The organism is Caballeronia sp. LZ034LL, from assembly GCF_031451215.1.
Classification (GTDB): domain Bacteria; phylum Pseudomonadota; class Gammaproteobacteria; order Burkholderiales; family Burkholderiaceae; genus Caballeronia.
Window position 1 is genome coordinate 1,697,489 of record NZ_JARUXR010000001.1, and the last position, 23,031, is coordinate 1,720,519.

Below are 23,031 nucleotides of genomic sequence, written 5' to 3' on the forward strand. Positions count from 1 at the left end.
AACCTTGAACGGGCGGCGCGGCTTGCGCCGTGACGCCCCTCTGTCTTGTGTCTCTTGCGCTTGTTGCTTCGCGCATGCTCAGGGTGCTCAGGGCAATGAAAGACGCGCGACGTTGCCGCGTGCGGCGCTGTAGCGCTTGGCGTCGACGGGCTCGTCGTCCAGCGACAGCGACTCCACGCCCTTCACATTGCCGACGGTCACCTTGAACGGCGGCTCGCCCTGCACCCGCTGCGCATTGCCCGCGCGAACGAGTCCGGAGTACAGCTCCTTCCCGTCCTTGCCGCGCACGCTGAACCAGCTGTCTTCCTTGACCTTCAGTTCGACCGCGCCCGAGCCGCTGCCGGCCACTGCAGGCGCGGAACCCGCCGCGGCCGCCGCGGGAGCTGCCGCCTTCGGTGCCGATGCGGGCGTTGCCGCAGCCTGATTGGCCTGGCTCTGCACCGCCGACAGCGCCGACGACGACGCCGGCAACGGGTTCGTGCCGAGCGGACGCGGCATCGGCTGCTCGACGGGTGCGGCGGCGACTTCCGGCAGCGAGGCTTCGCCCGTGTTGGCGGCGGCGGCTTCGTCCGGCGTGGCCGCCGACGACGAGGCGGCGTGATCGGCCGAATCCGCGCCCGCCGTAGCGCCGACGCCCGTGGCCGACCTGAGACGCGCGAGCCAGTTGCTCGACTCGCCGCCGGTATGCCAGGTGACCAGCGCGGCGAGCACGACGAGGACGGCCAGGATGCCCCACATCCACGAGCGCTTGCGGCCTGTCGAATTGCCGAGCGGCACCGAAACGCGGCCGCGCGGCATGTCCGCGCCCGCCGAGACCGGCACTTTCAGATTTTGCCCGACCGTGCCGGCGTCGCGCCGGAAAGCCTGCGTGAACGGCGCGGGATCGGCGCCGAGGATTTTCGCGTAGCTGCGCACGATGCCCGCCGCGAAGGTGCGGTCGGGCAAATGGCTGATGTCGCCGGCTTCGAGCGCGAGCAGTTTCGGCGTCGAGACCTTGAGGCGCGCGGACACGTCGTCGATCGACCAGCCCTTCGCCTGCCTGAGCTGCGCGAGACGCGCGCCGACTGCCGGAATGGAGTCCAGTGCCCCCGCCTGGCCCGCATTCAATGCCGCGCCTTCCGCTCCGGGCTGTCCGTCGCGCGGATCATTGCGCTGCGCGTCGGACGAACTGCCGGAATGGCTGCTGAAAGGCGTCGGATGTTGCGGCTCACTCATGCCAAATTCCTCGCATCGATTCTTTTATATAGCGCCGCGATGATGTGCGTTTCGAAACTACGTGAACGATACAGCCCGGGCGTCATGGCAGACCGCTTTATAACAAAATGTTCGGCTTCGCGTTGTCCGGCGTCCGCTTTCGGCCCACCGGCTTCGCGCCGCATCGGACACGCATCGGACACGCGTCGGACACATCAGACAGCCCGTACCTCGATGACCTTGCCCTGGGCCCGGCTCGTACGCTCCGCCAGCCGCGTCCGGTCCTGCACCGCGCCCGCGAGCTGGCCGCATGCCGCGTCGATGTCGTCGCCGCGCGTCTTGCGCACCGTCGTCACCACGCCGGCGTCCATCAGGACCTGCGCGAACCGCTTGATCTGCTCGTTCTTCGAACGCGTCAGACCCGACTCCGGGAACGGATTGAAGGGGATCAGGTTGAACTTGCACGGCACGTCGCGCGTGACGGCGAGCAGTTCGCGGGCATGCGCTTCGGTGTCGTTGACGCCGTCGAGCATGCAGTATTCGAACGTGATGAAATCGCGCGGCGCCACCTTCAGGTAACGCTGGCACGCGGCCATCAGTTCGCGCAGCGGGTACTTCTTGTTCAGCGGCACCAGCATGTCGCGCAGCGGATCGTTCGGCGCATGCAGCGACACCGCGAGCGCCACCGGCAGGTCGGCCGCGAGCCGGTCCATCATCGGCACGACGCCCGAGGTGGACAGCGTCACGCGACGGCGCGACAGGCCGTAGGCGTTGTCGTCGAGCATCAGGCGCATGGCCGGCACGACGGCGTCGTAATTCAACATGGGCTCGCCCATGCCCATCATCACGACGTTCGTGACGACGCGCTCGCCCTTGCCCGGGCCGCCCACGTCGCGGCCGAGCGACTTGCGCAGCGCGAATTCCGCCATGCGCAGCTGGCCGATGATCTCGCCCGTGGTGAGGTTGCGGGAAAAGCCCTGCTTGCCGGTGGAACAGAAACGGCAGTTGACCGCGCAGCCCGCCTGCGACGACACGCACAGCGTGCCGCGCGTTTCTTCGGGGATGAACACGGTTTCGACCGCGTTGCCGTTGCCGACGTCGATCAGCCACTTGCGGGTGCCGTCGGCGGAAACGTGGTCCTGAATGATGTCGGGCATCGCCATGTTGGCGCGGCCCTTGAGTTTTTCGCGCAGCGATTTGGCCAGGTCCGTCATGCCGTCGAAGTCGTCGGCACCGTATTGATGGATCCAGCGCTGCAATTGCTTGGCGCGAAACGGCTTTTCGCCCAGGCTGTCGCAGTAGGCGACGAGTCCGGCGGCGTCGAGATCGAGAAGGTTGACGGTGTTGCTCGTCATGTCGAGATGTGCCATTTCAGATTGCGAAGCCCGGGCGGCTTCGTGGAAGTTTGGCCCGGGACCGTTCGCGCCAGTTCCTGCGGTATTACGACTTCAGTGCGTCGCGGCGCGATGCCGCGCCGATTGACCGGCGCGGCGACGTACGCAGCAATTAACGCGAGTAGACGTTCACTTCCGGGAAGAAGAAGGCGATTTCCTGACGCGCGGTTTCAGCAGCGTCCGAACCGTGCACGGCGTTCGCGTCGATGCTGTCGGCGAAGTCAGCGCGGATCGTGCCCTTGTCGGCCTTTTTCGGGTCCGTTGCGCCCATCAGGTCGCGGTTCTTGGCGATGGCGTTTTCGCCTTCGAGCGCCTGGATCATGACCGGGCCCGAAACCATGAACTCGACCAGATCCTTGAAGAACGGACGTGCAGCGTGCACGGCGTAGAACTTTTCCGCGTCGGCGCGCGACAGATGAACCATGCGCGACGCAATGATCTTGAGGCCCGCGTTTTCGAAACGGCTGTAGATCTGGCCGATAACGTTCTTTGCCACTGCGTCCGGCTTGATAATCGACAGGGTGCGCTCGATCGCCATGAAAAACTCCAAAAAATGAACGGTTTACGAATTAAAACGAATCGACAATTGTAGCACGAAGCAAGGTATGATTGCGATTGAAACCTTACGCTGCCGTAAGCATCAAACCCCGGAGGACCTGAACGGCGGCATTGCTCCGTTTTGGCCTTTCGGGCTATTGAATTCATCGTGCTGCGGGGCCATATTGGAGCGAAACGCCGCAATGCAACAGGGCACGGCAACCTGCCCCACGCCTGCAGCGGCGCTGTCCTAATGCAGGTTTAAGTCCGCGCACCTTATCATTGGTGTGTGACGGATGTGGCGGGAAGCCGAATCACAGACAATTGGAGCAAGGAGAAACCATGAACGAATCCCCCTACGGCTTCGGCCGCAACGGCAGCATCACTTCGGTTGAGACGCGCAACCGGGTGCTGCGCAACACGTACTGGCTGCTCGCGCTCTCCATGGTGCCGACCGTGCTGGGCGCCTGGGTCGGCGTCGCAACGGGCTTCTCGCTGTTCGCGGCGTCCAGCCCGGCCATGAGCTTCATCGCGTTCCTGGCCATCGCTTTCGGTTTCATGTTCGCCATCGAGAAAACGAAGAACAGCGGCGTCGGCGTCGCGGTACTGCTCGGCTTCACGTTCTTCATGGGCCTGATGCTCTCGCGTCTGCTGAGCTTCATCCTCGGCTTCTCGAACGGACCGCAACTCATCATGATGGCCTTCGGCGGCACCGGCGTGATCTTCGCCGCCATGGCGACCATCGCCACGGTCAGCAAGCGCGACTTCTCGGGCCTCGGCAAATTCCTGTTCATGGGCGTGATCGTCATCCTGCTGGCGGCCTTCGCGAACGTGTTCCTGCAATTGCCCGCGCTGATGATGACCATCTCGGTGCTCGCCATCGTGATTTTCTCGGCGTACATGCTGTTCGACGTGCAGCGCGTGGTGAACGGCGGCGAGACCAACTACATCAGCGCGACGCTCGCGATCTATCTCGATCTGTACAACGTGTTCACAAACCTGCTGGCGCTGCTCGGCATCTTCGGCGGTAACCGCAACTGATCGATCAGCGGCGATACAAGGAAAAACGGCCTGCGATTCAAATTCGCAGGCCGTTTTTTTACGTCTGAGCGAAGCGCTCGAATCAGTCCCGCTCGAACAACGCGATCGATTCAACGTGCGACGTGTGCGGGAACATGTTCACCACGCCCGCGCCCTTCATCCGGTAGCCGGCTTCGTGCACGAGCAGGCCGGCATCGCGCGCGAGGGTCGCCGGATTGCACGAGACGTAGACAATGCGCTTGGGCAGCGGTCCGTCGCCGCTCTGCGCGATGTCCGCGAGCGCCTTCGACACCGCCAGCGCGCCTTCACGCGGCGGATCGATCAGGAACTTGTCGAAGTGGCCGAGCGCGCGCAGGTCGTCGGCGGTGACTTCGAACAGGTTGCGGCACGCGAACGACGTATGGCCGTCGACGCCATTGGCCTTCGCGTTCTCGAGCGCGCGCGTGGTCAGCGCTTCGCTGCCTTCGATCCCCACCACTTCCCGCGACACCCGCGCCAGCGGCAGCGTGAAATTGCCGATGCCGCAAAACAGGTCGAGCACCCGGTCCGAGCGCTCCGGCGCCAGCAGCGACAACGCCCGCGCCACCAGCACGCGATTGATCTGGTGATTCACCTGCGTGAAATCGGTCGGCTTGAACGGCATGCGTATCGCGAACTCCGGCAGCGTGTACGCCAGTTCCTGATCGAGCGGATAGAACGGCACCACCGTGTCGGGGCCTTTCGGCTGGAGCCACCACTGCACGCCGTGCTCGTCGGCGAAGGTGCGCAGCAGCGCTTCGTCGGCCTCGGTCAGCGGCTCGAGAATGCGCAGCACCAGCGCCGTCACATCCGTGCCCACCGCCAGCTCGATCTGCGGCATGCGATCGCGGATCGACAGCGACGCCACCAGGTGACGCAGCGGCACGAGCATCGCGGAGACGTGCGGCGGCAGCACTTCGCAGCTCGTCATGTCGGCGACATAGCTGCTCTTGCGCTCATGAAAACCAACCAGCACGCCGCCCTTCTTCTCGACATGCCGCACGGTCAGGCGCGCGCGATAGCGATAACCCCACGACGGTCCGTGGATCGGCCGGAACATGGTTTCCGCGCGCAGTTTCGACAGGTGTTCGAGATTGTCCTCGAGCACGCGCTGCTTGACGGCGATCTGCGCGCGCACGTCGAGATGCTGCATCGAGCAGCCGCCGCAAATGCCGAAGAACGTGCATTTCGGGCGGGTGCGAATCACGCTTTCGCGCAACACCTTGACCACCTGCGCCTGCTCGAAGCTGGGCTTCTTGCGGTAGCTCGAATAGCTCACCCGTTCGCCCGGCAGCGCGCCCTCGACAAAGATGACCTTGCCCGGCTCGCCGTCCTCGGTCACGGTGCGGCCGACGCCGCGCGCTTCCGCGTCGAGCGAAACGATCTCGATCTCGGGCGCGACGAAGTTCGGATCGGGGGTGACGGATTTCGCCGGCGCGGCGCGGCGGCGATGCGAAGTTTTTCGAGCGGTTTCAGACACCTGCGTACTTCCTGACTGATCGAGTGAGCAAAGGCGGGATTGTAGACGAACGCCGCGCGATCACTTCGCAAACGCCGCCAGATATTCCTGCCAGTGCGGCGAAGTCTCCTTCGCGAGCGCGGCTTTCACGAGGCCGATTTCGTCCGCATACTCATCCGCCGTCAGGCCGCCGCGCATCAGCTGGAAACGGCAGTACATCAGGTAGGTATTGACGACGTCGGTCTCGCAGTAGTTGCGGATGTCCTCAATCTGCCCGTCGCAGTACGCGTCCCACACCTTGCCGCCGTCCATGCCGAGCTTGCCGGGAAAACCGCACAGCTTCGCGAGCGCATCGAGCGGCGCGTTGGCGCGCGCCTGATACATCGCGAGCACGTCCATCAGGTCGGTGTGCCGCGTGTGATAGCGGCTGAGGTAGTTGTTGAACTTGAAATCGCGGTCGTCCTGGCCGAGATCCCAATAGCGCGGCGCCGCGATGCCATGCACCAGTGCCCGGTAATGGAGCACCGGCAGGTCGAAACCGCCGCCGTTCCACGACACGAGCTGCGGCGTGTACTTCTCGATCACGCGATAGAACGACTGGATCAGCGCGGCCTCGCCGTCGTCGGTCGTGCCGAGCGAGCGCACGCGAAAGCCGTGGTCGTCGCGGAACACGCAGGAGATGGCGGCCACGCGCTGCAGATGATGCGGCAGGAAGTCATTGCCGACGCGCTCGCGACGCGCTTCGAACGCATGTTCGGCGACTTCGCGGTCGGACAGGTCTTCGGGCAGGTCTTCGAGGCGGCGAATGCCGTCGACATCGGGGATCGTCTCGATGTCGAATACGAGAATCGGTGTCATTGAATCCTGGAACGCGGCGCCCCTTGGACGCCGCCTAGAGCGTTAAAGCACGGCGTCCTTGCGAACGCCGTTGGAAGCGAAAAAGCGCTTGAGCCGCACGAGCGCCTCTTGCTGGATCTGGCGCACGCGTTCGCGCGTCAGGCCCATTTCGTCGGCGAGCTCTTCGAGCGTCGCGGGCTCGATATGGTTCAGCCCGAAGCGCCTTTCTATCACATGACGATGCTTGTCGGACAGCCGCGACAGCCACAAGCGCGTCAGCGATTCGAGTTCGCGGTGCTGCACTTCAGCATCCGGCGACTGGCTCTGGTCGTCCGACAGCAAGTCCAGCAGGCTGCTGCCCGGATCGAGGTCGAGCGGCGCGTCGAGCGACGCGGTGTGTTCATTGAGCGCGAGGATATCGGTGACTTCCTCGGGCGTCTTGCCGGTCAGGTAGGCGATGTCGTCGATGCTCGCGTCGCGGCGTTCCGGCGCGACGGCATCGTTCGAATTGGCCGAATTCCTTTCCAGATGACGCTTCGCGCGCAGCACCTGGTTCAGTTCGCGGATCACGTGCACCGGCAGACGCACCGTGCGCGCCTGATTCATGATCGCGCGTTCGATACTCTGGCGGATCCACCAGGTGGCATAGGTCGAAAAGCGAAAACCGCGCGTCGGGTCGAATTTCTCGATGGCGTGCATCAAACCCAGATTGCCTTCCTCAATCAGGTCGAGCAGCGGCACGCCGCGATTCAGATAACCCTTTGCAATGCTCACGACGAGCCGCAAGTTGCGCTCGATCATGACTTGCCGCGCGTCGAATTCACCGGCCTTGGCGAGACGCGAATAGCGCTGCTCCTCTTCCACGGTGAGCAGCGGCTTCACGCTGATGCGATTCAAATAATGCTGGATGGTGTCGGCCGTGAGTTCGGCCTGCATCAGCGAGCGGAAGTCGTCGGGGTCGGGCGCGGAATCGTTTGCGCCTTCAGCCGCGTCTTCGCCGCGCTTGCCGCGGCCCGACGTTTCTTCCTCGGATTCGGACTCTGAGTCGACTTCGACATCGACATTGTCGGCGTCGTCGTCAGTATTCGAAGCACCGTCTTCCACCGACACTTGCAAAGGTCGGCTGATCGTCTCAGTCTCGGCTTGCGGCAGGCGGCGCTTCGTTTTTGGCATGATGATTTCGCTCTATTGCGGCGGCAAATACTTCAGTGGGTCAACAGGTTTACCCTGCCGGCGAACTTCGAAATGCAACATCACGCGATCCGAATCGCTGTTCCCCATCTCAGCGATTTTCTGCCCTTTAGTGACCGCGTCTCCCTCTTTTACCATCAAAGCGCGGTTATGTGCATACGCGGTGAGAAAAGTTGCATCGTGCTTGATGATAATGAGGTTGCCGTAGCCGCGCAGCCCATTTCCGGAATACACCACCCGGCCATCCGCCGACGCATTGACCGGATCGCCCGCCGCGCCGCCGATGTTCAAGCCCTTGTTGCTCGCCTCGCTGAACGTGTTGAGAATCGGCCCACGCGCCGGCCAGATGAAGGCCGGCTGACCCGCCGGCGCCGTCGCGCCCGCATCGGCGCCCGGAACGCCCGGCGTCGAGCCGGCCAGCGCACCCGCCGCCGTGCCTGCTGCCGTTCCCGCTGCCGCTCCCGGCGCCGCGCCCATGCCCGAATTCGGACCGTAGTACGGCGGCTGCGCCATGGCACCCGGCTGGGGTGTCGTGGCGTAGCCGTTGGCGCCGTTGAGCGGCTGGGCCTGCACGCCGCCGCCGGTGATCGGCGCGGTCGCTACACCCGGCGTCGCGGCTGCCAGATTCGCGCCCGGCGGCGCCACGCGCACCAGCTGCCCGACTTCGATCTGGTTCGGGTTGGTCAGGTTGTTCCACGTCGCGATGTCGTGATAATTCTGACCGTTTTCGAGTGCGATCCGATATAGGGTGTCGCCCGGCTTCACACGGTAGAAGCCCGGCGGCGGCGGACCGTTGTCCGGCGTCTGCGCCGCCGTCGTGCTGAGGGGCGCACCGGTCTTGTCGACGACCGGCGCCATGTCCATGCGCGTCGAACACGCCGCCAGCACGGACAACGCCAGCACGCATACGCTGCGCTGCGCCGCGCTCACGCGTTGGTCTGCCGTTCCTTCTCGCAAAGCACGCAAGATACTCATCGGTGTCAAATCACTCCGGATTTTAAGGGTACAAAGAAAACGCGATCGAGCTGCTCTTCCCGCCATTGCGTGGCCGAGACGCGGGTGACGAGCGTCAGCACCTGCGACTGCGCGGCCTGCGATCCGACCGGCGCGACGAGCCTGCCGCCCACCGCCAGTTGTTCGAGCAAGGCCTGGGGCACGTCGAGGCCCGCGCAGGCGATGACGATGGCGTCGAACGGCGCGGCGGCGGCGAGTCCCAGCCGGCCGTCGCCGTAATGCAGCCGGATGTTCGGCACGCGCAGCGGCCGCAGATTGAGCTTGGCACGCTCGGACAGCGGACGCACGCGCTCGATCGAATACACCTCCGCCGCCACCTGCGACAGCACTGCCGCCTGATAGCCGCAGCCCGTGCCGATCTCCAGCACCTTGCTCAGGCTGCGTCCGGTCGCGACGAGTTCGATCATGCGCGCGACGACCGACGGCTTCGAAATAGTCTGGTGATGACCGATGGGCAGCGCGGCGTCTTCATAGGCCTGCGCGGCGAGACCGGGATCGACGAACATGTGGCGCGGCACCACGGCCATGGCGTTGAGCACGCGCGGGTCGGTCACGCCGTTCGCGCGCAGCCGTTCGACCATGCGCGCCCGCACCCGTTCCGATGTGAGCGTCTGCGTGCTGGCCAGCGCGACGTTGGGCGCGCCTTTCTTCGTGCCCGGCGACGCGGCGTTCAGGTCGCGTGCGGATGCGCGCGGCGCGTGTGCTCCATGTGCCGCATGCGCCGCGTGATGCGTGTGGGCCGCCGGATGCGTCTTCGCCCCGCTCCGCCCCGCGCCCGTCGCCGACGGCGCACCGCCGCGCGCGGGAAACACCGACGTGGCCGGCTTCGCGGACGCCGCTGCCGTCGCGGGGTTTTTCATCGTCGCGTTCGCGGTGCGCGCGGGCGCCGGCTTCGGCTGCGCGGCGGGCTTGAGCGTGGCAGCGGGTTTCGCGCGCGCATCGGCGGCGCGGCTCGCGGGCTTGCGCGGCTCGCGAACCAGATCCGCGAGCGCCAGCGGAAAGCGCTTGGCGCGCTCGTCGCTCATGTGCGGCCGCTCCCGGCACGCGCCCATTCGCGCGTCTCGGCCAGAAGTTTCGTATGCGTGAGATCGAGTTGCAGCGGCGTGATGGACACATAGCCGTTCGCCACCGCGTGGAAATCCGTGCCTTCGCTGGCGTCGAGCGCGTCGCCCGACGGACCGATCCAGTAGATCGGATTGCCGCGCGGATCTTCCTGGCGGATGACCGGCTGCGACGGATGGCGCTTGCCGAGCCGCGTGACCTTCCACTCGCCGAGCTGGTCGTACGGCAGGCTCGGGATGTTCACGTTGAGCAGCGGATGACCGGGCATCGGATGCTCGAGAAAATGCGCGACGATCTCTGCCGCCACGCGCGCCGCATCGTCGAGATGCAGCCAGTCGCGGCCGACCAGCGAAAACGCGATGGCCGGAATGCCGAACATGAAGCCTTCGGTGGCAGCCGCGACCGTGCCGGAATACAGCGTGTCCTCGCCGACGTTCTGCCCGTTGTTGATGCCCGACACCACCAGGTCCGGCTGCTGCTCGAGCATGCCGGTCAGCGCGATATGCACCGAGTCAGTGGGCGTGCCGTTGACGAAATTGAAACCGTTGGGCGCCTGATGGATGCTCAGGGGCCGCGACAGCGTCAGCGAGTTGGACGAGCCGCTGCAGTTCTGCTCCGGCGCCATCACGGTGACTTCGCCGAGCGGCTGCAACACGTCGTGCAGCACGTTGATGCCGCGCGCCAGATAACCGTCGTCGTTGCTGAGTAGGATTCGCATCCGGCGATTGTAACCGAGGAACCCTGACGCGACGACGCCCTCCAGGCTCGCTCCAGACACCGTCCCTGCCCTACACTGAAGCCTCTTCAACGAGGAGATGCCATGCGCGCCGTACGCTGCAACGAACACGGATTGCCCGCCACGCTCGCCATCGAGACGCTGCCCGACCTGCATCCGGAAGCGGGCGAACTCGTCATCGACGTGAAAGCCGCCAGCGTGAACTTCCCCGACGTGCTCATCATCCAGCACAAGTACCAGTTCAAGCCGCCGCTGCCCTTTACGCCGGGCGCCGAGTTCGCGGGCGTCGTGCGTGCAGTGGGCGCCGGTGTCGCCGGCTTCTCGCCGGGCATGCGGGTGGCCGCCTACACGGCGCAAGGCGCGTTCGCCGAACAGGCGCGCGTCAGCGCAGCGGACGTGATCGCGCTTCCCGACACGCTCGATTTTTCCGCCGCCGCCGCGTTCATGCTTGCCTATGGCACGTCGTATCACGCGCTGGTCGATCGCGGCGCATTGCAGGCCGGCGACACGCTGCTCGTGCTCGGCGCGGCGGGCGGCGTCGGGCTCGCGGCGATCCAGATCGGCAAGCTGGTCGGCGCGCGCGTGATCGCGGCGGCGTCGAGCGCGGAGAAACTCGCGTTCTGCCGCGAGCACGGCGCCGACGAGGTCATCGACTACGCCCACGAAGACTTGCGTGAACGCATCAAGACACTCACCAGCGGCAACGGTCCGGATGTGATCTTCGACCCCGTCGGCGGCGCGTACGCCGAACCGGCGTTTCGCAGCATCGGCTGGCGCGGGCGCTATCTCGTGGTGGGCTTCGCCAACGGCGAGATTCCAAAGCTGCCGCTCAACCTTGCATTGCTGAAGGGCGCGAGCGTGGTCGGCGTGTTCTGGGGCCATCACATGAAGCACGAGCACGCGCTCGCCGAGCAGGAATTCGCCGCGCTGATCGAGTGGATCAAGACCAGCAAGCTGCGTCCGGTCATCACGAAGCGCTACACGCTAGAGCAGACGCCGCAGGCGCTCGACGACATGATGAACCGTCGCGTGACGGGGAAGATCGTGATCGAGATGTGAACGCGGTGGAACGAAGAAGCTAAGCGTCCGGGAGGATGCGCGCGTGGGCGCGGTCGACGTCACGCCGCATGTAGAGCGGGTAATCGGCGGGACGCAGATGAGCGCCCTGCAGATCGCTGAATGCCGACATCACCCGATGCACCGTCAGCAACTGTTTCCACAAGCGTTCCTTCAGGGCCGCGAACGGCACCACCGACGGCGGCAGCACCACCGCGCCCGGTCCCCAGCCGGGTCGCCAGGAGCGCGCAAGTCCGCGCCGCATGAACAATGTGAGCGTCGGCACGCCAATGGCCGACGCAAGATGCCCGAGCCCGGAGTCGTTGCCGATGAACCATCCCGATTCCGCGATCCACGTGGCGACATCGCCCAGGCGCGTGAGCGCATTGAGTTCGTGGCCGTCGCGCGGAATGTCGTCCCAGCCGGCGAGTTCGGCGGGCGCGACGAGGAAGCTGGGCAGCAACTGACGGCGGGAGAGCGCGCGGGACAACGCCAGGAATTTGTGACGCGTCCACATCTTTTCGGGATGACTGCCGGTGGGATGGATGACCACCCGATGCGCAACTCTTCCACGCACGACGCCGGGCGGCACGACGAGCCCGTTGGACCGCGTGACGTCGCGCAGCTGCAGCACGTTGACGCCGATATCGACGACGCGGTCCACCATGTGCTTCGAACCGCCGTACTCGGGCAACTCCGACAGACAGAGGGTGCGCCCGGTGCGGCTCAGCGCGGGACCATAACTGGTGGGCCGCAGCTCGATGACCGTATCGAATGCGCCGCGATGCACAGCGGGACAAGCCTCGGCCTGCGCCCCTGCCCGTCCGACTTTCACATGAGGCAGCCAGTCCGCGAGCTGCTCCGCCACCCAGCCGAACACCACTGGACGATAGCCATTGCGGACGAGATTATTGACGAGAACGAGCCCGATCAGGCTGTCTCCGATCGGCTGTGGCAAGGCCACGGCAACCGTGATGTCGGCTGGCAATCTCATGCTGGACGGGCGCAAACACGTGAGTGAACGCCGCGCCAGCGGATGACACGCTGCGGTCAGGACTGCGGCAGGCGTGGGGTCGCTTCATGGCGCGGTAAGTGAGCCGAACCTTGCAGCGATGCGCCGGACGTATGCAGCCTCGCCGCCGATTCAGTCTCACTCAACGACCATAACCGAATTGCGCCGGACAAACTGACATGTTTTGTCGCGCCCGTCGGCAGATAGGGCGACCGCAGCTACATCGCGGCCGCTATCTGACCATCCCTATGTGACACGCGGCATCACGGCCTAAAGTTTTTCCGTGTCGCCGCTCTTCGGCTGCCACTTCATGAGGCGCCGCTCGGCCAGCGCGACGAGGCCGTCGAGCACGAGCGCGAACGCCGTCAGCACGAGAATGCCCGCGAACACCGTGTTGATGTCGAAGGTGCCTTCGGCCTGCAGGATCAGATAGCCGACGCCGCGCGCCGAGCCGAGATACTCGCCGACCACCGAGCCGACGAACGCCAGCCCCACCGACGTATGCAGGCTCGAGAACACCCAGCTGGTCGCGCTCGGCAGATAGACGTGCCGCAACAGCTGCTTGCGGTTCGCGCCGAGCATGCGGGCGTTGGCGAGCACGACCGGGCTTACTTCCTTCACGCCCTGATAGACGTTGAAGAACACGATGAAGAACACCAGCGTGACGCCGAGCGCCACCTTCGACCAGATGCCCAGGCCGAACCACACTGCGAAGATGGGCGCGAGAATCACGCGCGGCATCGAGTTGGCGGCCTTGATGTAGGGATCGAGGAGCGCGCTGGTCAGCGGCGCGAGCGCGAGCCACAAGCCGACGCCGAGACCGGACACGGTGCCGATCACGAACGCCAGCACGGTCTCGATCAGCGTCACCCACAGGTGGACGTAGATTTCACCGCTGGTGAACCACTCCCAGATGCGCACCAGCACCTTCTGCGGCTCGCCGAAGAAGAACGCGGCCTTGGAGGCGTCGTCGAAATAGAAAGGCGGCAGGAGCGTCGGGCTCGTCAACACGTACCAGAGCACGAAGCAGGCGAGCAGCAACAGCCATTGCCACACGATGAGATTCCCGCGATTCGGGCGCAGCTTGTTCCACATGGTCGTTTGGTCTTATTCGGCGGCGGCGGGCTTCAGCTGCTGCTGGTAGCCCTTCAACACTTCCTCGCGCAGCACGCCCCAGATCTGCGCGTGCAGTTCGACGAAGCGCGGATGCGAGCGGATCTCGGCGACATCGCGCGGACGCGGCAGGTCGATCCTGAACTCGCCGATCGGATGCGTGCCCGGCCCCGCCGCCAGGACGACGACGCGGTCCGACATCGAGATCGCTTCGTCGAGATCGTGCGTGATGAAGAGCACGGCCTTGCGCTTGGCGGCCCACAGGTCGAGCAGCTCGTTCTCCATCAGCTGGCGCGTCTGGATGTCCAGCGCGGAGAACGGCTCGTCCATCAGGATGATGTCGGGATCGAGGATCAGCGTCTGCGCCATTGCGACGCGCTTGCGCATGCCGCCCGACAGCTGATGCGGATAACGGTCGCCGAAACCGCCCAGGCCCACGCGCTTGAGCCATTCCTCGCCGCGCGCGTCGGCGTCGCGCTTCGACATGCCGCGGAACACGAGGCCCGCCGTCACGTTGTCGAGCGCGGAGCGCCACGGCATCAGGCCGTCGGCCTGGAACATGTAGCCCGCGCGCCGGTTGATGCCGTCGAGCGGCTCGCCGAACACCTTCACGGCGCCCGTCGAAGGCGCCAGCAGGCCCGCCGACACGTTCAGCAAGGTCGACTTGCCGCAGCCGGTCGGCCCGACGACGGAAACGAATTCGCCCGGCGCGATCGCGAGGCTGGTATCGCGGACCGCGGTATAGCGGTCCTTGCGGCTCGCGCGCGACACGAACGTGCAGGTGACGTCGGCCAGTTCGAGCGCGGGTGTGGAAGACGAGGACATCGGTCAGGCCTTGACGTTGGCAAGCGCCTTCTTGACGAAGTCGTTGGTCCAGGTCTTCGAGAGATCGATCGGCTTGCCCTTCACGGTTTCGTCGAAGGCCTGCAGGGTCTTGAGCGAGGTCGCGGGGCCGTCGGCGGGCATCAGGCCGTCCGGCGAGAGCGCTTCCTTCACGTGCTGCCAGGAGTCGAGATAAAGCGCGCGATCGCCGAGCAGATAGCTCTCCGGCACCGTCGTGATCAGGTCCTTGCCCGATGCGCTCTGCAGCCACTTGAGCGCGCGCACCATTGCGTTGGTCAAGGCCTGCGTGGTGTTCGGATTCTTCGTGATGAAGCTCTGCGACGCATACAGGCAGCCGGCCGGCATGTTGCCGCCGAACACCTTGACCGTGTCCGCGAGCGTGCGCGTGTCCGAGACGATGCGGATCTCGCCCGCGCGTTCGAGCTTGGTCATGACCGGATCGAGGTTGGCGATGGCGTCGATCTGCCCCGACTCCAGCGCGGCGATCGCGCCCGCGCCCGCGCCGACGCCGATGAACGCGACGTCGCTGGCCTTGAGGCCGGCCTGGGCGAGCACGAAGCTCGCCATGATCGACGTGGACGAACCCGGCGCCGTCACGCCGATCTTCTTGCCCTTCAGGTCCGCGACCGACTTGTAGTTCGGCATCGTCTTCTTCGAGACGGCGAGCACGATCTGCGGCGCGCGTCCTTGCAGCACGAATTCGCGGAAATACTGGTTCTTGGCCTGCAACAACAGCGTGTGTTCGAACGCGCCGGACACGACGTCCGCGCTGCCGCCGACCGCTGCCTGCAATGCCTTCGCGCCGCCGGCGAAGTCGGAGATTTCGACTTCGAGCCCTTCGTCCTTGAAGTAGTTGCGACGCTCGGCGATGGTGAGCGGCAGGTAGTAGAACAGGTTCTTGCCGCCGACGGCGATCGACACCTTGCTCTGTTCGAGCTTGGCCTGGGCGAAGGCGAGCGGCATGTTCGAGAGTGCGCCACCCGCGAGCACGGCGCCGCTCGCGAGGAAGGTTCTGCGTTTCATCGTTTTAGTCTCCTGGACGTTGTTGTTGTCTCTCGCGTGCGAGAACGCATTCAGGCCGGGTTCAGATCACCTTGGCCGCGCGCAGCCGCGCAATATCGTCGGCATGATACCCGAGCGTATGCAGGACTTCATCCGTATGTTCGCCTAGTTGCGGCCCGAGCCAGCGGGTCTCGCCGGGCGTTTCGGAGAGCTTCGGCGTGACGTTCGGCAGCGTGATCTCGCGGCCGTCCTGCCACGGAAAGCGTTGCAGCATCTGGCGCGCGATGTACTGCGGATCGGTGAACATGTCGGCCACGCTGTAGATGCGGCCCGCCGGCACCTCGGCCGCGTTGAGCACGGCGAGCGCCTCGTCGATGCTGCGCGTCGAGAGCCATGCGGCAATCGCCGCGTCGATTTCCTGCGTGCGCGGCACGCGGCCGTCGTTCGAGGCGAGCGCCGGGTCGTCGGCGAGATCGGCGCGCTCGATGGCGTTCATCAGTCGCTTGAAGATCGGGTCGCTGTTGCCGCCGATCACGATGCTGCCGTCGCGGCACGGATACGTGTTCGACGGCACGATGCCCGGCAGCGACGCGCCGGTGCGCTCGCGCACCATGCCGTACACGCCGTATTCGGGCACCACGCTTTCCATCATGTTGAAGACGGCCTCGTACAGCGCGACATCGACCACCTGCCCCTTGCCGCCGTTCACCTGCTTGTGATGCAGCGCCATCAGCGCGCCGATCACGCCGTGCAGCGCCGCGATGGAATCGCCGATCGAAATGCCGATGCGCGGCGGCGGCAGATCGGGATAGCCGGTGATGTGGCGCAGGCCGCCCATCGATTCGGCGATCGCACCGAAGCCGGGCCGGTCGCGATACGGGCCGGTCTGGCCGTAGCCCGAGAGCCGCACCATCACGAGTCCGGGGTTCTCGGCCGAGAGCGTCTCGTAGCCGAGCCCGAGCTTTTCGAGCAGGCCGGGACGGAAGTTCTCGATGACGACGTCAGCTTCCTTCGCGAGCCGCCGCACGATCTCCTTGCCCTCTTCGGCCTTGAGATTCACCGTGACGGATTTCTTGTTGCGCGCCTGCACCGCCCACCACAGCGACGTGCCGCCGACTTCCGGATAGAGCTTGCGCCATTTGCGCAGGGGATCGCCGCCGTTCGGGTCTTCGATCTTGATGACCTCGGCGCCGAACTCGCCCATGAAGCGCGCGGCGAACGGGCCGGCGATCAGCGTGCCGAGTTCCAGCACTTTGACGCCGGCAAGCGGTCCGGACGTGGTGCTCATGACGTGTCTCCTTCGATTGTTCTTGTGCGGGCTCAGAGCGGCATGTCGAGCGGCTTGAAGCGCGGAGTGCCGTCGGCGAGGGTTTCGTTGAACATCGCCGCGGGGCGCACCCACAGGCCGCGTTCATGCGGCCACAGATGTTCGTAGACGATCATCGCCTCCTCGGTTTCCGAGTGCCGCGCGACGCCGATCACGCGATACAGCCCGCCCTTGTAATGACGATGGGTGGCGAGCGCGAGGGCTTCGGTTTCAGTCATCGGATCAGGTCCTTCATACGGAGCGCCGATCGAGCATCGCACGCGCGATGGTGCCCGCATCGACATATTCGAGTTCGCCGCCCACCGGCACGCCGCGGGCGAGGCGCGTCACTTTCAGGCCGCGCGCCTTGAGCGTCTGCGCGAGATAGTGCGCGGTGGCCTCGCCTTCGTTCGTGAAGTTGGTCGCGAGCACGACTTCCTGCACGATGCCGTCGAGCGCGCGGCCAATTAGACGTTCAAAGTGGATTTCCTTCGGTCCAATGCCGTCGAGCGGGCTCAGCCGGCCCATCAGCACGAAATACAGCCCCTTATACGTGAGGGTCTGCTCGAGCATGATCTGGTCGGCGGGCGTTTCGACCACGCACAGGAACGTGGGGTCGCGCTCTTCGTCGCTGCAGACTTCGCAGATCTCGGCTTCGGTGAAGGTGTTGCACTTCGCGCAGTGCTTGAGATGCTCGGTCGCGAACAGCAACGACGCGCCGAGTTTCTCGGCGCCGGCGCGGTCATGCTGCATCAGGTGATACGCCATGCGCTGCGCCGATTTCGGGCCGACGCCGGGCAGCGCGCGCAGCGCCTCGACCAGCGCCGCCAGGGCGGAAGGTTGTTTCATGTGTCCTCGTGACGCGCCGGCCAGGCGTCCGGCGCGCGGGTTCAGAACGGCAGCTTGAAGCCGGGCGGCATCGGCATGCCGGCCGTCATGCCGCTCATCTTTTCCTGCGTGGTGGCCTCGGCCTTGCGCACGGCGTCGTTGAACGCGGCGGCGACCAGGTCTTCGAGCATGTCCTTGTCGTCGGCGAGCAGGCTCGGGTCGATCGAGACGCGCTTGACGTCGTTCTTGCAGGTCATCGTCACCTTGACGAGACCGGCGCCCGACTGGCCCTCGACCTCGATCAGCGCGAGCTGGTCCTGCATCTTCTTCATGTTTTCCTGCATCTGCTGGGCCTGTTTCATCAGCCCGGCGAGTTGGTTCTTCATCATGGTTCGGCTCCTTCCTGGAAAACGTGTGGCGGACGGGTGCGCGCGCGATCGCGGCGCCCGGTATTCAATGCGGCTGCACGGCGTGCTTCGTCAAGACGGATTCGCGCCCGTCGCGGCGATCGGCTTGATCGATCCCTGCACGATGCTCGCGCCGAAATCGCGGATCAGCGACTGCACGAACGGATCCTGCGTGATTTCCTGCTCGGCTTCCTGCTGGCGCCGGGCGCGCGCGGCGGCATCGAGCGCGGCGGCGGTGCGGCGTGCGGGCCCGACGTTGACATTGACTTCGAGGGTGCGGCCGAGTTTCTCCGCGAGCGCGGCCTTGAGCTTCGCGACGTGCGCGGCGTCGGTGTACATCTGCACCGGCACCGCGAGCGTGAGCGACGAGGCGTCGCAGGCGGTGAGTTCGCTGTTGAACGCGAGCTGGTACGCCACGCCCTTCAGCGGCAGATCGACCGCGAGCGCGGCCCATTCGAGCGTCAGGCCGAGCGCATCGAGCGGGACGGCGGGCGGCAGCGGCGTCGTGTCGATCTTGGGTTGCGGCGCCGGCCGCGCGGACGGCTCGCCGCCGAAGTGCAGGTCGTCGGGACCGCTGTCGAACGCGGGGACGAAGCCGTCGTCGGACGCCATGAAGTATTCGTCTTCCGAGACCGGCGGCGGGTAGTCGTCGGACGGCATGTCTTCCCACGGCGGGACGACTTTCGACTTGCCGGCGGGGGCTGCTACTGGCTTGGCTTCGGGCTGCGCGGGCTGCCCGGCTGCCGCGACGGCCTCGCGGCGCGCGGCGGGAACCGGCACGGGCGCTGCGGGCTTCGGTGTGGCCTTCGGTGCAGGCTTCGGCGCGGCTTCCGCCGCAGCGGCCCCACGCGTACCGCGATCCGATGAAAGGCGCATGCCCGCGCTGCGCAGCACTTCGAGCGCTGCGCTTGCACCGCCCGCCGCACGCGGCGCGGCGGGTTCGGCACGCGAGGCGCGAGCGGCAACAGGCGCCGCTTCCTCGATGGCTTGCCGCGCCGCTTCGGGCACCGGCTTGTTCGCGACGGGCACCGCTTCGGGCTCAGGTTCAGTCGCTAGCGGCACCGCTTCGCGTGTTTCGGCGGCTTCCGGCTGTTCCATGGGCGCCTTGGCCGGCGCAGCTGCCTTCGGCCCAGTCGCCGGTTGCTCACGCTCCACAACAGGCGCCTTGGTTTCCGCAACCGGCGCCGCCGTCTTCGTCTCGACAGACAACGCAGGCTTCGGAACCGGCGCCGGGCTGACCGCGCGCTCGGCCATCGCGCCGGCCAGCGCCGCGCCGCGAACCGGCCTGGCGGGCGCGGGCGCGCTCACCGCGACACCGCCGCCGCCCGGACCGCCGGCGGGCTCGAATGCGAGCATGCGCAGCAGCGTCATCGTGAAGCCGGCGTATTCGTCCGGCGCGAGGCCGAGTTCGCCGCGGCCCACCGTCGCGATCTGATAGAAGAGCTGCACCTGTTCGGCGGACAGCATCTCGGCGAAGCGGCGGATGTCGGCGCCTTCCGGCCATTCGTCCAGCACCGACGACGGCGCGAACTGCGCCCACGCCACGCGATGCAGCAGGCTCGCCAGATCCTGCAGCGCGGTGGAGAACGACAGGCTGCGCAGCGCCATTTCGTCAGCGATGTCGAGCACCAGCGCACCGTCGCCGGCGGCGAGCGCGTCGAGCAGACGGATCAGATAGCTCTGATCCAGTGCGCCGAGCATGCCGCGCACGGCTTCTTCCGTCACCTGGTTGGCCGAATAGGCGATGGCCTGATCGGTCAGCGAGAGCGCATCGCGCATGCTGCCGTCCGCCGCGCGCGACAACAGCCGCAGCGCCTGCTGCTCGAACGCGATGCCCTCTTCCTTGAGGATGTTCTCCAGATGCCCGACGATATGCCCGGCCGGCATCTGCTTCAGGTTGAACTGCAGACAGCGCGACAGCACGGTGACCGGAATCTTCTGCGGATCAGTCGTGGCGAGGATGAACTTGACGTGCGGAGGCGGTTCTTCCAGCGTCTTCAACATGGCGTTGAAGGCGTGGTTCGTGAGCATGTGCACTTCGTCGATCATGTAGACCTTGAAGCGGGCATCGACGGGGGCGTACACGGCGCGTTCTAGCAGCGCCGCCATTTCATCGACGCCGCGATTGCTCGCCGCATCCATTTCCACATAATCAACGAAGCGCCCTTCGTCGATTTCCCGGCACGCACGGCACACGCCGCACGGCTTCGAGGTCACGCCGGTTTCGCAGTTGAGCGCCTTCGCGAAGATCCGCGAGAGCGTCGTCTTGCCGACGCCGCGCGTGCCCGTGAAGAGATAGGCATGATGCAGGCGGCCGCCGTCGAGCGCGTGCGTGAGCGCACGGACGACGTGCTCCTGGCCGACGAGCGACTCGAACGATTTCGGCCGCCATTTGCGTGCGAGAACTTGATAGGTCATGCGCGAAATTGTATCAGCAACGACCTGGCGCAACGCCCGTTCCGACAGGGCCCGCGCGGGCGCAAGCATGCCGCTCGCGGACGTAGCAATGCCGCACGAGCGAGAGCCCAAAAAACGCGAAGGGAGGAAAAAACGAGAGGAGATAAAGCGGAAGGTGACGAGCCTGACCCTCGGCACTGGTGGAAAGCGGCTGTGGCTGCTTCGTTCCCGACCTGACCAGGTTGACCACGCCACCATGCGAGGAGGCCCGTCACGTCGAATTGTATCATGCAACGTCGAGCGCCCGGAAGGCTTCACGCGAAACGCATGCATCGACTCAATGTTTCAGAATGCCTCTTGTACTCGGGGATTTCACCCTCAGATCATCGCTATCGGCACCCGGCAACGGATAGCAAAGTAGGCTAAGATGATGAGTGAATCATCCACAGGCGACACGCATTGGTGCATCGCGGCCCTCTGATGGAACATTTGCCGCCGTTCGCCCTCTGTTTCGGCGCACGGCGAGCCGGTTTAGTCGCGCTCAGCGGCGACGTGGTCTCCTTAAGTTTTGATCTATCGTGGCGAGCATTCAAACGCGGGCCTCGAATCAATAGAGGTATTCAGACAATGAGCGAATCAATCAAGCACATCAGCGACGCTTCTTTCGAACAGGATGTCGTCAAGTCCGATAAACCTGTCCTGCTCGATTTCTGGGCCGAGTGGTGCGGTCCGTGCAAGATGATTGCCCCGATCCTCGACGAAGTCGCGAAGGATTACGGCGATCGCCTGCAGATCGCGAAGATCAATGTGGACGAACATCAGTCGACGCCGGTCAAGTTCGGCGTGCGCGGCATCCCTACGCTGATCCTGTTCAAGAACGGCGCAGTCGCCGCGCAGAAGGTCGGCGCATTGTCGAAGTCGCAACTCACCGCGTTCCTCGACAGCAACCTGTAACAGCGTCACCGGCGGGCGCGGTTTTACACAGCGCCCGTCCATGCCACCCGCGTCCTTACTAGCGCGCGCTCGTGGTACAGCCGATGTTGTCGCACGACAACATCGGCCGAAAAGCCCCGCCCAACGCCCACCCGAGGCTCAAGCGGCGTGTGCTATGCTAGAATCACAAGAGTTCAAGAAGTATTAAGTCTCGAGCGGTTCCGCTCACCTCTTCTCCCAAATCTTTTCGTCGCACCTCTTCTCCCTGGCGGGAAATCCGTATGCATTTATCCGAGCTCAAGTCTCAGCACGTATCGGCACTGATCGAGATGGCCAATGGCCTCGAGATCGAAAATGCGAACCGCCTGCGCAAGCAGGAATTGATGTTCGCGATTCTTAAAAAGCGCGCCAAGGGCGGCGACACGATTTTCGGCGACGGCACGCTCGAAGTGCTGCCCGACGGCTTCGGCTTCCTGCGTTCGCCCGAGACTTCTTATCTTGCGAGCACGGACGATATTTATATCAGCCCGTCGCAAATCCGCCGTTTCAATCTGCACACCGGCGACACCATCGAAGGAGAAGTGCGCACGCCGAAGGACGGCGAGCGGTATTTCGCACTGGTGAAGGTCGACAAAGTCAACGGGCAGCCGCCCGAGGCCTCGAAACATAAGATCATGTTCGAGAACCTCACGCCGCTGCATCCGAACAAGCCGCTGCCGCTCGAACGCGAAATGCGCGGCGAGGAAAACGTCACGGGCCGGATCATCGACATGATCTCGCCGATCGGCAAGGGCCAGCGCGGCCTGCTGGTCGCGTCGCCGAAGTCGGGCAAGACCGTGATGCTCCAGCACATCGCGCACGCCATCAAGCAGAACCATCCGGACATCGTGCTGTTCGTGCTGCTCATCGACGAACGTCCTGAAGAAGTCACGGAAATGCAGCGCTCGGTGAAGGGCGAAGTGATCGCCTCCACCTTCGACGAACCCGCCGCGCGTCACGTGCAGGTCGCCGAAATGGTCATCGAGAAGGCCAAGCGCCTGGTCGAGATGAAGCACGACGTCGTGATCCTGCTCGACTCCATCACGCGTCTCGCGCGCGCCTACAACACCGTCGTGCCGGCTTCGGGCAAGGTGCTGACGGGCGGTGTCGACGCCAACGCGCTGCAACGTCCGAAGCGCTTCTTCGGCGCGGCGCGCAACATTGAGGAAGGCGGTTCGCTGACCATCATCGGCACGGCGCTGATCGAGACCGGCAGCCGCATGGACGACGTCATCTACGAAGAGTTCAAGGGCACCGGCAACATGGAAGTGCACCTCGAGCGCCGCCTCGCGGAAAAGCGCGTTTATCCGTCGATCAACCTGAACAAGTCGGGCACGCGTCGCGAAGAACTGCTCATCAAGCCGGACCTGCTGCAGAAGGTCTGGGTGCTGCGCAAGTTCATCCACGACATGGACGAAGTCGAAGCCATGGAATTCCTGCTCGACAAGATTCGCCAGACGAAGAACAACGCCGAATTCTTCGACATGATGCGCCGCGGCGGCAGCTGATCCACCGCGCTGCACACACCAGAAAAACCGCCTGCCCCGTCAGGCGGTTTTTTTACGCCCGGCGCCGGCCGGCCTCCGTACACTCCGTACTCTCCGTACAATCC

22 protein-coding genes and 1 other RNA gene are annotated in these 23,031 nt (G+C 65.1%); 4 read left to right on the top strand and 19 right to left on the bottom strand.

The annotated features are described in order from the left end of the window. Nucleotides 1–87: 87 nt before the first annotated feature. The 3 genes from QCE83_RS07790 to ndk form a co-directional block, all read right to left on the bottom strand. Nucleotides 88–1,215, bottom strand: a complete 1,128-nt coding sequence (locus tag QCE83_RS07790) for a helix-turn-helix domain-containing protein (RefSeq protein ID WP_309808497.1) — start codon at nt 1,213–1,215, stop codon at nt 88–90. 194 nt (nt 1,216–1,409) lie between these two features. Beyond that, entirely contained in the window at nt 1,410–2,549 is a 1,140-nt protein-coding gene (gene rlmN / locus QCE83_RS07795; protein WP_309808498.1) for a 23S rRNA (adenine(2503)-C(2))-methyltransferase RlmN, read from the bottom strand. A gap of 151 nt (nt 2,550–2,700) precedes the next feature. Further along, nucleotides 2,701–3,126 (bottom strand): nucleoside-diphosphate kinase, encoded by a 426-nt coding sequence (ndk, locus tag QCE83_RS07800; protein ID WP_309808499.1) that lies wholly within the window; start codon nt 3,124–3,126, stop codon nt 2,701–2,703. 341 nt (nt 3,127–3,467) lie between these two features. Here ndk and QCE83_RS07805 point away from each other — a divergent pair, with 341 nt between their 5' ends. After that, on the top strand, nt 3,468–4,166 hold the full coding sequence (locus QCE83_RS07805; RefSeq protein WP_309808500.1) for a Bax inhibitor-1/YccA family protein: 699 nt from the start codon (nt 3,468–3,470) through the stop codon (nt 4,164–4,166). An 82-nt stretch (nt 4,167–4,248) separates the two neighbouring features. Here the strand turns inward: QCE83_RS07805 and rlmD are convergent, their stop codons facing one another. The 6 genes from rlmD to surE all read right to left on the bottom strand — a co-directional run bounded on the left by rlmD (nt 4,249) and on the right by surE (nt 10,465). Further along, nucleotides 4,249–5,574: a 23S rRNA (uracil(1939)-C(5))-methyltransferase RlmD gene (gene rlmD / locus QCE83_RS07810; protein WP_404984749.1), complete on the bottom strand. Its 1,326-nt coding sequence runs from the start codon at nt 5,572–5,574 to the stop codon at nt 4,249–4,251. 150 nt (nt 5,575–5,724) lie between these two features. Then, complete coding sequence (locus QCE83_RS07815) at nt 5,725–6,501, bottom strand: 3'-5' exonuclease (RefSeq protein ID WP_309808503.1); 777 nt, start codon at nt 6,499–6,501, stop codon at nt 5,725–5,727. Between the two features lie 42 nt (nt 6,502–6,543). Beyond that, nucleotides 6,544–7,653, bottom strand: coding sequence for an RNA polymerase sigma factor RpoS (rpoS, locus tag QCE83_RS07820; RefSeq protein ID WP_309808504.1), 1,110 nt, complete (start codon nt 7,651–7,653; stop codon nt 6,544–6,546). A gap of 12 nt (nt 7,654–7,665) precedes the next feature. Further along, nucleotides 7,666–8,646, bottom strand: a complete 981-nt coding sequence (locus QCE83_RS07825; protein WP_309811532.1) for a peptidoglycan DD-metalloendopeptidase family protein — start codon at nt 8,644–8,646, stop codon at nt 7,666–7,668. A gap of 5 nt (nt 8,647–8,651) precedes the next feature. Then, entirely contained in the window at nt 8,652–9,737 is a 1,086-nt protein-coding gene (locus QCE83_RS07830; RefSeq protein WP_309808505.1) for a protein-L-isoaspartate(D-aspartate) O-methyltransferase, read from the bottom strand. Then, nucleotides 9,707–10,465, bottom strand: a complete 759-nt coding sequence (surE, locus tag QCE83_RS07835; RefSeq protein WP_309808506.1) for a 5'/3'-nucleotidase SurE — start codon at nt 10,463–10,465, stop codon at nt 9,707–9,709. The genes QCE83_RS07830 and surE overlap by 31 nt, the downstream gene beginning before the upstream one ends. Nucleotides 10,466–10,567: 102 nt before the next feature. Here surE and QCE83_RS07840 point away from each other — a divergent pair, with 102 nt between their 5' ends. Further along, nucleotides 10,568–11,542, top strand: coding sequence for an NADPH:quinone oxidoreductase family protein (locus tag QCE83_RS07840; RefSeq protein WP_309808507.1), 975 nt, complete (start codon nt 10,568–10,570; stop codon nt 11,540–11,542). Between the two features lie 19 nt (nt 11,543–11,561). On the opposite strand, the gene QCE83_RS07845 is transcribed toward QCE83_RS07840, so the two are convergent. From QCE83_RS07845 to ffs, 10 genes are all read right to left on the bottom strand, one after another. Further along, the gene (locus QCE83_RS07845; RefSeq protein WP_309808508.1) at nt 11,562–12,533 is read right to left on the bottom strand and encodes a glycosyltransferase family 9 protein; all 972 of its coding nucleotides are present in this window, start codon (nt 12,531–12,533) and stop codon (nt 11,562–11,564) included. 288 nt (nt 12,534–12,821) lie between these two features. Further along, entirely contained in the window at nt 12,822–13,646 is an 825-nt protein-coding gene (locus QCE83_RS07850) for an ABC transporter permease (protein WP_309808509.1), read from the bottom strand. A 12-nt stretch (nt 13,647–13,658) separates the two neighbouring features. Next, nucleotides 13,659–14,489: an ABC transporter ATP-binding protein gene (locus QCE83_RS07855; protein ID WP_309808510.1), complete on the bottom strand. Its 831-nt coding sequence runs from the start codon at nt 14,487–14,489 to the stop codon at nt 13,659–13,661. Nucleotides 14,490–14,492: 3 nt separating this feature from the next. Further along, nucleotides 14,493–15,530 carry an ABC transporter substrate-binding protein gene (locus tag QCE83_RS07860; RefSeq protein ID WP_309808511.1) on the bottom strand — a complete coding sequence of 346 codons (1,038 nt, stop codon included), beginning with the start codon at nt 15,528–15,530 and terminating at the stop codon, nt 14,493–14,495. Nucleotides 15,531–15,591: 61 nt separating this feature from the next. Further along, nucleotides 15,592–16,797, bottom strand: coding sequence for a CaiB/BaiF CoA-transferase family protein (locus QCE83_RS07865; protein WP_309808512.1), 1,206 nt, complete (start codon nt 16,795–16,797; stop codon nt 15,592–15,594). A gap of 32 nt (nt 16,798–16,829) precedes the next feature. Continuing rightward, nucleotides 16,830–17,054 carry a DUF1653 domain-containing protein gene (locus QCE83_RS07870; protein ID WP_309808513.1) on the bottom strand — a complete coding sequence of 75 codons (225 nt, stop codon included), beginning with the start codon at nt 17,052–17,054 and terminating at the stop codon, nt 16,830–16,832. A 13-nt stretch (nt 17,055–17,067) separates the two neighbouring features. Further along, complete coding sequence (recR, locus tag QCE83_RS07875) at nt 17,068–17,664, bottom strand: recombination mediator RecR (RefSeq protein ID WP_309808514.1); 597 nt, start codon at nt 17,662–17,664, stop codon at nt 17,068–17,070. A gap of 41 nt (nt 17,665–17,705) precedes the next feature. After that, entirely contained in the window at nt 17,706–18,032 is a 327-nt protein-coding gene (locus tag QCE83_RS07880; RefSeq protein WP_014191628.1) for a YbaB/EbfC family nucleoid-associated protein, read from the bottom strand. A gap of 90 nt (nt 18,033–18,122) precedes the next feature. Beyond that, the gene (gene dnaX / locus QCE83_RS07885) at nt 18,123–20,468 is read right to left on the bottom strand and encodes a DNA polymerase III subunit gamma/tau (protein WP_309808515.1); all 2,346 of its coding nucleotides are present in this window, start codon (nt 20,466–20,468) and stop codon (nt 18,123–18,125) included. Nucleotides 20,469–20,621: 153 nt separating this feature from the next. Further along, nucleotides 20,622–20,720, bottom strand: an RNA gene (ffs, locus tag QCE83_RS07890) — signal recognition particle sRNA small type. Nucleotides 20,721–21,074: 354 nt separating this feature from the next. Here ffs and trxA point away from each other — a divergent pair. Continuing rightward, nucleotides 21,075–21,401 carry a thioredoxin TrxA gene (trxA, locus tag QCE83_RS07895; protein WP_008349330.1) on the top strand — a complete coding sequence of 109 codons (327 nt, stop codon included), beginning with the start codon at nt 21,075–21,077 and terminating at the stop codon, nt 21,399–21,401. Between the two features lie 260 nt (nt 21,402–21,661). Continuing rightward, complete coding sequence (gene rho, locus QCE83_RS07900; protein ID WP_309808516.1) at nt 21,662–22,927, top strand: transcription termination factor Rho; 1,266 nt, start codon at nt 21,662–21,664, stop codon at nt 22,925–22,927. Nucleotides 22,928–23,031 lie beyond the last annotated feature (104 nt).